The organism is Novosphingobium terrae, from assembly GCF_017163935.1.
GTDB classification, from domain to species: domain Bacteria; phylum Pseudomonadota; class Alphaproteobacteria; order Sphingomonadales; family Sphingomonadaceae; genus Novosphingobium; species Novosphingobium terrae.
On record NZ_JABVZR010000001.1, the window covers coordinates 2,279,868 to 2,291,903 of the forward strand.

The following is a 12,036-nucleotide window of genomic DNA, read 5'->3' on the forward strand; positions in this document are numbered from 1 at the left end:
TGCATAATGGTTCCGGCAGCTGATTTTTCGCCCACGCGGCGGGCTACACATGTGCAAAACGTCTCGGCCCTTTTGCGAAATTCGCGGCACACATGTGCATAATGGTTCCTCCCATCGCTTCGGCAAGGAAGTGATCCAGAGATCTCTGCATTCGATCCGCACGACGGCGCAAGCTGCGGCAGCCCGGTAGGCGGCCCGCGCCTACTGGCTCGATACCATCAGCGCATCCAGGGTCGGGGGCGTGATGGTGCCGGTGGCCTCCAGCCCCCTCTTGGTCTGGAAGCCCCGAAGGGCGGTCCGCAGCGCAGGCCCGACCAGGCCGTTGATAGGACCGTGGTAGTAGTCCTGCGCCAGCAGGGCGATCTGCACCCTGCGCACGATCGCGGCGAAGCGCTTGGTGCGCCCCGACAGCACGGGCAGCCCGTCCGGCGCCGGTGCGCTCGCCCGATCCGTGTTGGAGAACAGCGGCTGGACGGACGGCATGCTGACCGGAGGCGGGGGCGGAGGAGGTGGAGGCGCGGGCACCGCCGGAGCGGCCGGCACCGGCGAATAGTAGCCGCCCCCGTCATATCCGCCGGTGCTGGAGCGGTGGCTGGTATGGCTGTAGTGCCCTCCCCCGCCACCGCCCGAGCTGTGGCTGGCATGGCTGCTGTGACTGCTATGGCTGCTGTGGCTGGCCAAGGTCACCAGATGATCCTGCGAGAAGTTGCGCAGGACGCTGCCGTTGTTCGGGTCGTCGCCGCCGGTCGTGGTGATCTGGGGCTGCGCGGCCAGGGCGGGATCGTGCGAACCTAAGCCGGCGGCGAGCAGACTGGGAATGAGGAAGACGCGGCGCTTCATAGGGGCTCCACCATCGCACCGGCCTCTTCGTCCGGGTGCCATTCGAAAAATCCGCTGCAGTTGGCCTGCTCGGCGCATCCTGTGCAGGCGGTCGGATACTTGCGCTTCCAGTCGGAGATGGAGGCGATTGCGACACCCCGGTAGGCGGGAGGGACGGTGCAGCGCGGGAAATTGAAGAGCTGCGCCCTCACCCCGTGCATCGTGGCCCAGTCGATGGCTCCGGCCACCATCTGGAACTGATCACGGTGGTCTACGAAAAGCGTGCGCCAGCGCCCCTTGGCGAAGCCGATATGCTCGAGCTGCATGATCGACCAGACCTCGACGAAGCGCAGCCGGGAAGCCACGAACCTGGACAGTTCAGGCAGAGCCGCCAGATTGGACGACACCAGCACGGTGCGCAGCTCGACGCGGGCCCCGGCCATCAGCAGAGTGGCAAGACCGTCCTGCAGCGCGTCGAAGGCACCTTCCTTGCCCACGATCTCGTCGTGTAGCGGCGCGGAGGCCGCATAGAGCGGCACGCCCCAGCTCACCTTGCGGTAGAGCGGATCGCGCAGACGGGGCACGTCATCCTCGGTGAAGTGCTGCCCATTGGAGAGGATATGGAAGCTCAGATCCGGCCGCTGGCGCAGGACGCGCTCCACCATGGAGAGGAGCTGATCCTTGTAGAGGGTCGGCTCGCCGCCCGAGATCCCGATGTGGAGGCCTGGTTCGGCGAGCAGGCAGGCATCTTCCAGATAGGCGAAGCGATCGACGTGGGTCTTCTTGGGCGGCTGGGAGCACATCACGCAGAGCTGGTCGCACCGCTCGGTCACCAGCAGGGTGTTGTGGGGCGAGCCGGCCCGCAGGATGCGCTCGACGCGCCCAGTGCGGGGCTGGACGAGGACGACGTCACCGTCGAGCGCTTCCGCAGTCGCGCCATCAATCGCGAGAATGCCGCCGGCGCCGGCATAGGTCACGCCGCCATCGTCCTCGTCGACCATCAGCGAATCCCACACGCCGTCTACCGGCCCCTCGCCCGAGCGCAGGCGGGTGACGAACGGGGCTTCGGCGTCGCTCATCGCGGGAAGAACGAGAGGGATCATGCCAGCACGTCCCCGAAGGCCTCGGGCGTGCCGGGCAGCCGCAGCCAGCGGCCGAGCGAATAGCGCACCGCAGGATCCTCGTCGTAGATCAGCGTGAACACGAAGTCGAAGAGGTGGAGATGCCGGCGGCAGAACTCGGTTTCCTCGCGCGGCATGTCGATCCGCCCGTAGCGGGCGATGTCGTCGATCAGATCGCGGCCGCAGTAGGGCTGATAGGCGCAGCGTCGGCAGGCCGGATCGTCGTCGTTGCTGGCATGGCGGTTGAGCGTATCACGCGCCTGCGTGTTCCAGCCTTCCGCGATCGTGCCGATGGACAGATCGATGACGCCGGAGCGCGAGAGCATGCGCGCCTCGTCGGTCGGAAAGACGGTGCCGTCGTGATCGACCACGATGTAGTCGACGCCCATGGGATTGGGGCTGCGCAGATCGACGTGGCGTTCGCGGCCTGGATAGAAGATGCGCCGCAGGGCGATGCTGAAGTATGTCTCCTCCAGAACCCTGCTGCGATCCTCCCAGTTGCGCCGGATGATGCGGCGCACGAAGGCCTCGTAGTAGCGGCGCCATTCGTCGCCCTGCTCGCGCGACGCCTTGTGGCGCTTGCGGGCGAAGCCCTGGAAGTTGATCGGCCGTAGGAAGATGCTCTCGAAGCCGTGGTCGACATAGCTCTGGATCAGGCCGTCGATGTCGGGCGGCGAGACGGGATCGATGGTTGGTAGGGCCGAGATCTTGGTCGGTCCGTAGCGCTCGGTCAGCATCCTGAGGTTGGCAAGGAACTGCTCCGTCATCGCGGGCGCCCCGGTCCGATTGTGGCCGTGGGTCATGGCGTCGCCGTCGAGCGAGGTGCTGATGAAGACGTCGGGGCGATCGAAGATGGCCAGCACCTCCTCGGTCACGTTCTGAAGGTTGGTGCAAATGACGAACTCGGCGCGCTCGAAGCGGGCGCACCGCTCCATGACCGCGCGGATGAGGTCGGGACGCAGGGTGGGCTCGCCGCCCTGGAACTCGATTTTCACCCGCCGGGCTTCCAGCGAATCCACGCATGCGAGCACGGCAGCCAGCGTCTCCTCGCTCCAGTCGAACCCCTTGCGCCCCTCGGCGACGCGGGAGACCTGACAGTAGGAGCAGGACAGGTTGCAACGCAGGGTCGGCACCAGGATCAGATAGTCGAGCTGGCTGACCGGGGATGACCGCCGGAAGAGATCGAGCGTGCGGGCCGCCGAGGCGAGCCTGTCGCCGGGGGAGACGACGTGGCCGTTCAGGCCCAGGAACGCCCGGTCGGAATCGTCGAGCCAGCCATGCTCCAACCTGTCCAGCGCCGGTCCCGACGCCAGGAAGAAGCTGCCGGTCTCGGCGACGCAGAGGTTGCGCCCGTCATCGAGCGGCCGTGCCTTCAGGGAGGTGTGCACCATCATCCGGAAGGCTCAGCGCATTCCTGGAGGCGATATCCGGCCGCCCGATGACGCGGCCACTCTGTCCCTTGTCAGCACCGCGCCGGCACCGGATCCGCGCCGACCGGACGCGACCTTAGAAGAAATGAAATTCATCTTTGCCCCCGCATGTCGGCGCAAGCATTATCGGCATGGCATCCAATAGGCAAATGAAAGAGAACAGCTGCGAAGCGGTTGCCCTGATGGACATCTTCGCTAAAGAAAGGCGCTGACGATTTAGGGGGAGCGGTGTGATCGATCCGAGGAAGCAACGTCAGACGCCTTCTTTTCCGCCTCCGGTTCCGACACCGGGAGCGCCCAAGAAGGCAGGCGGCTGGGGCCCGCTCGCATTTTTCGGCGCCATCGTCGTCGGCGCCCTGGCGCTAGGCCAGTGCTCTACCAGTAGCAGGAACGCTGGATCCGCCGCAACCGACGTGGCGCAGAACGCCATCGGCAGCGCCATCGATGCCCAGACCGCACAGGGCGTGCCCATAGTAACGCCTCTGAGCAAGAGCGATGTCCAGATCGGCATGAGCCACCTCAGGCAGGTCGCGAAGGCGGAGGGGCTCGCCGGCGAGATGATCTACAGCCAGAACTGCTACGATGCACTGAGCCGACACTTCACCTGGCCCAAGCTAGACCAGTGCGGCGCGTTCGATCTGGGTGCGGCCCAGTCCCTGGGCGACGGCACCGCCACCGGCTTCGACAAGGAAATCGCCTGGTTCCAGAGCGAGGCTGCGGCAGGACGCTACATCAAGGGGGCCACGGCGGCGGGCGAGGAGGCCGAGAAGGCCGACGTGCGCCTGAACGACCTGCAGACCCGGGTGACAGCCGGCCATCCGGTCGGGTTCAAGGGTGAACAGCCGGCCGGCGGCATTCCGGCAAGTGCCGACGCAGTAGCGCCGGAGGCGGCACAATGAGAAAGCCCCTGCCCCACTCCGCTCGCTCTGGCCGCGCCCTCGCGGCTACGCGCCTACTCGCCGCGATCGTTCTGGGTGTCGCCACGCTCATCGCGTCAACCGGCGAAGCCCGGATCTCTCACCGCCATGCCAATTATGCGACCTACCACGGCTTCGGCCCTTCAACCGGTCGCCACTATCGAAACGTCGATGGCAATTCAGTGCACGCTCCCATGCAGGCGGCCAGCCGCCCGGCGGGTGCATCGGCTCATTGTCGCGATGGATCCTGGAGCTTCAGCCAGCACCATCGCGGCACCTGCTCGCATCATGGCGGGGTGGCAAGCTGGTGAGCCGCAGGGACCATCGTGACCGTTCCAATCGGTGGCCCCTGCTGGAGGCGGCTGTTCTGGGCGGACTCATGCTACTCGGCCTGGCCACCACCGCAATCGACTGGATGAAGGGATTGCTGTTGCCCTGAGGTAAGGGTTCTCCGGCCCGCCAGGGCAAAACGCCCGCGTTACCTCGGCCACGCGGACTTAGGAGAACAGCTATGATCGAGGCGCTGTCCTATGAGCGCCACTTGTCAACTTGAGCTGACGGATGCCATTTCACGATATTCGCCACATTAATCGCGACCTATAATTAAAAATGGATTTCACTTTATTTATATTTTGCAAATATGCAATATAGTGTTAAATTTTTAGCACTTTCTTATTAGCTTAATACTGAATATTATCATTGATACATCAAATGTGATTCTACACCTTATAAACTTCTAGATAGGGGGCGAATCATGTTCATGGGATTTTCTGCAAAACGCTGGAATGCGTCGTTTTATCTGGCGTCCTGCGCCGCGTTGGTCGCCACTCCGGCGCAAGCCGATACCGCTACCGGCATTCTCGCCGGATTGGGACTCACCGCGGCGAGCGGCGACACCAAGGTGAATACGGACGGGACGATGAGCGAGGCATCAATCCGCAATGCAATGCTCTTGCGACAGGCCGCGACGAAAATCGACGTCAGTAAGGTTCCCACTGATGGGAAGATATTGATTCTTGACGGAACAAGCACCGCAGACTTCTCGCAATACGATATGGTACTTGCGCAGCTTGATCAGGCCGTATCGGTCGTGGATTCTGCCAGTTCGTGCGTAAGACCTTTGGACATGCAAATCGATGAAGAGAGTGTAGCTAAGGCCGCCGTGGGAGCGATCGCTACGGATACATCCGTCTCAACCATCAAGACCAGTCTCACGTCGAACATGCTTTTCTCGGAAATCGCCGCAAACCATCCAGGACAATTTCTCTTTTCCGGTGACGTCGTCAAGATCAATCCCCAGAATTCGAAGGTCATGACGGCCTATGAAAGCCTCATGAGCAAGACGAACGCTCTTGCCGCCAAGGGCTGCACCGGCGATGATGTCAAGAAGGCTGTAAGCAGTGCCCAAGCGTTGATTACCAATCTTAACACCGCGCCAGACAAGACAGGCCTCACGCCACTCATTGCGGCAATGCGGTCTGAGGCGCTGAGCAGAACGGTGACGCATGTTCTGCGAGTCAATATTGAATATCAGGGCGGAACGAGCGTGGTTCGATCAGGTATCCAGTTCAAACTCGGCATTCCCGGAGCCGTCTTGGTGGCGAACGGCGTTGTGGTGTCTTGGCATCTATCTGACGCGACCAGCGGCGTCATCACCGGAAGCGGAGTCGTGATCTGCAAGACATCGCCAGTCAATTACAAGGATGTCTACAAGAACAATAAGACAATCGATCAATCCGCTTGCAACCCCATCTGACTATTCGCCACTGCTGGTGCTGAACGAGAGGCCTCGTGCCACTGCGGCGGCGGCGCCCCCCAACCGCTGCGCCATGGCCAGGCGATTGCAACAAAAGATGATCTGACGGGATTCTACATTGGCATAATCTGCATGATCTGCATGTTAGTCTGGGTGCCTCGCCCCAGATTTCCGCCTATGAGCAATGGGCTATCGATGTCGGCTTCTTCGATTGCATTCCGAGAACGAGAGCGGAGCTCGTGGGGTCGGAGGTCCTCTCACTGAAAAAAGAGGCCAGCCCTAGTGCCGGCCTTCTGGAAGTTGGGAGTTGCTGAAATGGCCAATCGGCTTACGTTCATGCCAGGCGCTCGGCCGACTTGAATGGACACCCAGGCGATGGAGTGAATTTTGAACACGCTGGCGATTAAAGTGCGGCATAGGCCAATCAGGATAGGATGGTGCGTCGCTAGCGGAGACTTCGAAGCATTCCGTCAAGCGGCGAGGCGCTCGTTCTCACTGTGGGGCGGGCGCTTCAACCCTATCATCCCAGTCGACGATGCTGAACAAGGTCGACGCTTGATCGATCAATTCGGGGTAGATTGCCTCTATCCCGCTTCCCGCACCGAAGCGGTTCAAGCCTTCATCGAAAGCCAGCAACATCTGCCTTGGCCTGGAATTAATGGTGGTTTCGTGCAGGAGCGCGGTAATGGCCGAAAGGTATCGACGTTTGCGGACCTGCTCGCTCCAACCCGGCAATTGTTTGAAAGCCACTTCAAAAACAACCCGCATGCCGACCCGCTTCTGGTCCTGCATGAATGGTCTGACGGGGATCCGCTGAGGGACATTCTTCTCGCAACTTTCGGTGAACTGCCGCCGATCGAGGATGCAGCTGAAGACTATCGCGGCTTGCTGCAGGCAAACCTTCGGGCCCAACCGCAAAAGATCGCGAGCGACCAGCCGGTTACACTACCCGATTTCGGTAAGATGTCGCTATCCATGTTCAACGCGGAGGGGTTGAGACGACATTACTCAGTTAGACCCAAATGGCGCCAGCCCGGCTTCTATTTGGGCGACGCCAACGATTTTGACGACCTTGTAACATTCTGGAACTTGCGAGCTGCCGACACTGCCTTGCAATTCTACGACCCTTCCCATGCAGAAAGGCTCGATCACCTCAAGGACCAGTGGCTGGGACGCATCCCTCCGCTTCTTAAGCTGAACAGGCCCCAACGAACTGCAGTCTGGTCACGCCGTCGCCCCGCGCCGGAAGAACTCCTAACGTTCGGAGAGAACCTATCCGTTTGCCAAGTAGGCCCGGAATATTGGAACGCCAGGGATGCGAAGGTCCCGATCATGGTCTTCGGGGACGGTGACGCCCTGGCCTCGATTGACAACAGCGCCGAGCGGCCGTCCATATCCTTTACGATCCCGAACTCTCCGGTGAAGGAAGTGGGTCAATTTTCCGCGCAACACTATGTGGCCGTGATCGAACCCGGAGCGGGGCTTTTCAGGAACGAGCGCTTCACTCTCAACTTTCCGTTCATTCCCGAGCTAAACGAGTTCTACGCGCGAAACTCGATCTTCCATTGGAACAACGCAAGAGTTGAACCCGGAGGGCTTGGTGTCATCGTCGATGGATCGGCCAACCATCTATCGATGCGCGCCATTGATACCGGCAAGCTTCTGGAAGCTATCTTCTCGGCGTTCGGGATCGTCGCGATGCCAAGTGCGGCAGGCCTCGTCTGCAATAGGCTGATCCGGCAAATGGGCGGCATCGACGACTGCCGGGTCTTCCGAATCGGAGGAGTACGGGACCTAATTGCGAAATATTCTCCGGATCAAAGTTTCACCACCAGCGCCGCAAAGCAGATCATCAGAGCCCAGAACACGGGGTATCCGCTGAGCGCCTATCAGGATTTGCACATCGAGCTCCGCAAACCGGGCGAACACCTCACGAACGACGCTGTTCTGGCCCATCTCCTGCGCAAGGAGATCTTTCGGCCGGGCCTCAAGCTCGACTGTCCGAACTGCCAGCTCGACTTCTGGAGATCGCTCGACGATGTCAGGACGAGGGTGGACTGCGAATATTGCGGCCATCAGTTCCACATCGGGCCCCAGCTGCGCGACAGGGATTGGGCCTATCGACGCTCGGGCCTCTTTGGCCGCAATGACAATCAGGAGGGAGCGATCTCTGTCGTGCTCACGCTTCAGCAGCTAGCGCATATGCATGACATATCGCCCAGTCTGTTCGGGACGGCAATGTCGCTGGTCTCCAAAGGCGCCGCGATAGAACCTTGCGAAACCGACTTTGTCTTCGTGACCTCTAGGGGACGCGACCATCGCCTTCAGGTCGCCATCGGCGAGTGCAAGACCCGCCATCCGATTACCGAGGATGACGTGCAAAATCTCCTGCGCGTTGCCAGGGCGTTCCCGGAAGATCGGTTCGATGTCTTTCTGATCTTTGCTAAGCTGGCCGCGTTCACTGAAGCTGAGCTTGAGATGATAGGCGCCGCCAACGAGGAGCATGTGCAAAGGGTGATCCTGTTGACGGACCGTGAGCTTGAGCCCTGGTCTCCTTACGAGCGAACCGCCAAGGAGTTCGATATCAATCCAATCGTTGTCGATCTTGAGGGTATGGCCAACACGACCCACTCCGTTTTCTTCGAGAAGAGGCTGCGTAACCCCTGAAGAGCTCGCAGCCCTCTCCTTCATCTGAGAAAAGGGGCGGTCCGGCGAACGCGTCGCCCTGACGGAAACGTGTCGTCAGGGCGAAAGGGTGATATATGAAGGCGCTGTGCAAGCGGGAACAACGCCGACTTCGCGGGGGAAGCCGCCACCCCGCGTCAGAGGGCAGCCGAGCCCAAGGCCCCCCAAGGGTCGAGACGCCGCTCTGTGGCGAAGCCCACTGGGACCTGTTCTCGTCATCGCCGACAGGACCTTGAGGGCTAGATGGTCAAAGGCACTATGCCGACGAGGGCTGCATTGCAGCATGCAGTTCCCGTCCGCGCCTCCCGATGATAGCAATGACCGCCTCCGGCGCGAGCGCTGCGATGGCATCGCGGTCCATTATCCCGGCGCGCAGCAGAGCGAGGATCTCACCGCGGATCAGCGCAAAGCCGAGCCTGCTTAGCGGCACGGCCTCGACGGGAAGCCCTAGGTCGAGTCTGTCAAGGAGCAGCGCTGCCGCCTCCTCATCCTCGGCCCGCCCGAGCACGATGGCCGAGATGCGAAGCGCGGATTCTAGAAGGAACCGGGAGCCGGTCGCGTAGCCGTTGATGTCCCCATGTCCGACAGGGGCGAAGGGGCCGGAGGAGTAGCGTGCCTCGATCTCGCCGACCGGCTCGCCCGCGAGCCAGTCACTGACGACGAGCGCCCTCTTGCATCGCGCATAGAACTCTACGTCGCTCTGGGCGCGGTGCCTCATCGCTCCGGCGATTCCGTGGCCAAATCGGTCCTGCACTTCGCGCGGCCAGCGCGGTTCGCCGCCGCGCTTCTGCGGCGTATAGTCGTCGTCTCGTTCCGGCAGGCATTCCACCAGGACGAGCAAGCCTTCCAGCGTAGTCTGCGCCGGATCGACGCGGTGGAGCAGTTCGACCAGCCGCATCGCGGACTCGAAGGTCAGCGGAGACTCGCCACAGGCCCTTCCGAGCATCGTCAGGCGCATGATCTCGCCCTCCACCTCGATCAGACCGTCGCTGAGCATACGGTCGAGCAGCCGCTCCAGCGCGGGCACCATCCGCTCGCTCCAGGCGGGATTCCGCAGGGCTGCCAGATAGCCGCCGTAGGTGTTGGCAATGAGGTCGATCACGGCGGCACGAGGCACGTCCCTGACCTGGGCCAGCAGCCGGATGACCCAGGTGCCGGGATCATTGGGATCGAACGAGGAGGCAATCGCCTCGGGCCGTCCCTCGACATAGCGCCTGAACAGCTGGCTGCGCTCGATCGAAGTCTCGGCGATCAATATCGCCTTGCCTTCCGCCTCGTAGCCCAGCCGCCCGGCCCGGCCCGCCATGTTCTTGTATTGGGCGACCGTATAGGGCTGCCGTTCCCGGCCGGGGAAGTCGCTCTCCACGATGACGACCGTCGAGGCGGGTGTATTGACCCCAGCGGCGACGGTGCTGGTGGCGACGAGCACCTTGACTGTGCCCTCGGCGTGCCGGAAGCCGCGCTCGACAGCCATGCGCTCCTCGCGCGTGAGGTCGCCGCTGTGGAAGGCGACGCCTCCGCTCAGGGAGTTGCGTAGGCTGAGCGACGTGCCCGACGGATCGCCTTCTGGCAGCGCGTCGATCACGTCCTGCGCTGCGGGCAGCCCAAGCTCGTCGGCCAGGTAGTTGGCGCAGCCGCTTGTCCGCCCCCGCGAATTTCGGAACACGATCACCTTCTCGCCCGCTTCGACCAGCTGGCGCACGAGGGGGACCACCAGATCCTGCGACGACGGCTTCTGCCTGCGCTGCCGGATCGAGGAACGGTCGAGAAATTGGACGGTCTCTGCGCCCTTCGGGCTGAGCCGGGACAGCGCGCCGGAACGGTCGAGGACGCCTTCCACCAGCGCCACCGGTCGCCGGTCGGTCTGCAGAAGAGCCAGACCGAGCCAGCGGTCGAAGTGGTTGGCGTGGCCGATGACCGCGCTCAGGGTGATCAGCTGCGGGGTCACCCCTCGCTTGCGGGCACTGACCAGGCTGGTAAGCAGAAGCTCGACGACCATTCCGCGTCCCGGCTCGGTAACGAACTGGGCCTCGTCGAGCACCACCAGCCCGATCTGGTTGAGCATGTGGGCCGCAGTCACCGACATGCTCAGAAATTTCTCGTAGGTGAAGAATGCGATATCATACTTGCCGCGCAGCACGGTCGCGACCTGATCCTGCCAGTCGCCGCTGCAGCGCGCGATCCTGAGCCCAAGACGCTCGCCGTAGAGCGCGGAGAAGTCCTCGAACTTCTCATTCACCAGCGCCTTGTAGGGGAGCAGGAAGACAGCCTTGCGCCCGTCTGCGATGGCCCTGAGCGCGGCTATCTCGCCGATGAAGGTCTTTCCCGCGCTCGTCGGTGCGACGACCATGAGCGAATTGCCGTCCAGAACGCCGTGCTCGTTGACCGCGGCGATCTGGAGCTCGTTGAGGCCGGCTGGAAACTGCTCGCTCCATGCATCGACGGCCTCCTGCGGAACACCCGCCGCCGTCAGCCCGCGAATGTCGCCGTCGGTCTGGAAGTTGGCATATTCAGGGAAGGCAGCTCGGTAGCGCACGCCTTTCTGACCCGGCGGCAGCACGAGATCTCCCTCCGCCTGCCCGAACATCGTGGGCGACTGGACGTAGCCGAAGCGGCCTGCGTCGGCACCGACCATACGGGTCACGCGGTCGACCAGTTCGAACATCCCGATCGGCGCCCGTGCCTCGAGCAGGACATCGATCAGGGCCTTGGTGAAGAGTCCGTGGCGGGTCTGCGGGTCTTCCAGCGCCTCCTCATCAGGCGAGCTGGCGGCGAAGAGCACCCTGCCCTTGCCCGCGACGCCGGCGAGCGGAAATGCGATGGCGTCACGCGGCACCAACCCAGCCTCGATCACCCGCGCTGGCGCTCCGCCGCTGAAGCAACAGTCGAGCAGCAGGATCACAGCCCGTGCCCGCGTATCGCGGAAGCGCCGGGCCAGCTCGTCCATTCCAAGGGTGGTGCCGGGAATGTCTTCAACCGAGGTATCATGCAGCACCAGGCGATGATCCTGGGTGCCGTGCCCGGCGAAGCTGACAACGACCAGGTCGTCCGGCCCGGCCGCGCCGAGCGTGGCGTCGAGCGCGCCGCGCAGCCCGTCGAGGGTTGCCACTCCATCAATGATAAGGGGCGCCTCCAATCCCTCGATCGAATCGGAGAGGACCGCCCACAGTGCAGTGGCATCGCGCACCGCCCCCGCGAGATCGGCTATCCGGGCATCGGCATGCCTGTCGACGCCGATGAATGCGGCTCTGATCATTTCGCGGCTCCTTGCATGACGTGATTCGCTGCTGACCTCTCCGAGTTCTAAG

At 62.6% G+C, this 12,036-nt stretch carries 8 protein-coding genes; 4 read left to right on the top strand and 4 right to left on the bottom strand.

Translation table 11 applies throughout. From position 1 onward, the window contains the following. Positions 1-201: 201 nt before the first annotated feature. Genes HGK27_RS10320 through hxsB form a run of 3 tightly spaced genes read right to left on the bottom strand, consistent with a single transcriptional unit; the run spans position 202 to position 3,334 of the window. Positions 202-840, bottom strand: coding sequence for a peptidoglycan-binding domain-containing protein (locus HGK27_RS10320; protein ID WP_206240447.1), 639 nt, complete (start codon positions 838-840; stop codon positions 202-204). Then, positions 837-1,922 (bottom strand): His-Xaa-Ser system radical SAM maturase HxsC, encoded by a 1,086-nt coding sequence (gene hxsC, locus HGK27_RS10325; protein ID WP_206240448.1) that lies wholly within the window; start codon positions 1,920-1,922, stop codon positions 837-839. Before hxsC ends, HGK27_RS10320 begins: the two co-directional genes overlap by 4 nt. Then, positions 1,919-3,334: a His-Xaa-Ser system radical SAM maturase HxsB gene (hxsB, locus tag HGK27_RS10330; RefSeq protein ID WP_241127020.1), complete on the bottom strand. Its 1,416-nt coding sequence runs from the start codon at positions 3,332-3,334 to the stop codon at positions 1,919-1,921. The genes hxsC and hxsB overlap by 4 nt, the downstream gene beginning before the upstream one ends. Positions 3,335-3,600: 266 nt before the next feature. On the opposite strand from hxsB, the gene HGK27_RS10335 reads away from it, so the two are divergent. From HGK27_RS10335 to HGK27_RS10350, 4 genes are all read left to right on the top strand, one after another. Further along, positions 3,601-4,269 carry a hypothetical protein gene (locus HGK27_RS10335; protein ID WP_206240449.1) on the top strand — a complete coding sequence of 223 codons (669 nt, stop codon included), beginning with the start codon at positions 3,601-3,603 and terminating at the stop codon, positions 4,267-4,269. Beyond that, on the top strand, positions 4,266-4,598 hold the full coding sequence (locus tag HGK27_RS31420; RefSeq protein ID WP_206240450.1) for a DUF3761 domain-containing protein: 333 nt from the start codon (positions 4,266-4,268) through the stop codon (positions 4,596-4,598). The genes HGK27_RS10335 and HGK27_RS31420 overlap by 4 nt, the downstream gene beginning before the upstream one ends. 443 nt (positions 4,599-5,041) lie before the next feature. After that, positions 5,042-6,043 carry a hypothetical protein gene (locus tag HGK27_RS10345; RefSeq protein ID WP_206240451.1) on the top strand — a complete coding sequence of 334 codons (1,002 nt, stop codon included), beginning with the start codon at positions 5,042-5,044 and terminating at the stop codon, positions 6,041-6,043. 387 nt (positions 6,044-6,430) lie between these two features. After that, complete coding sequence (locus tag HGK27_RS10350; protein WP_206240452.1) at positions 6,431-8,710, top strand: hypothetical protein; 2,280 nt, start codon at positions 6,431-6,433, stop codon at positions 8,708-8,710. 274 nt (positions 8,711-8,984) lie between these two features. Here HGK27_RS10350 and HGK27_RS10355 read toward each other — a convergent pair whose 3' ends face one another. Beyond that, on the bottom strand, positions 8,985-11,984 hold the full coding sequence (locus tag HGK27_RS10355) for a DEAD/DEAH box helicase (protein ID WP_206240453.1): 3,000 nt from the start codon (positions 11,982-11,984) through the stop codon (positions 8,985-8,987). Positions 11,985-12,036: the final 52 nt, after the last annotated feature.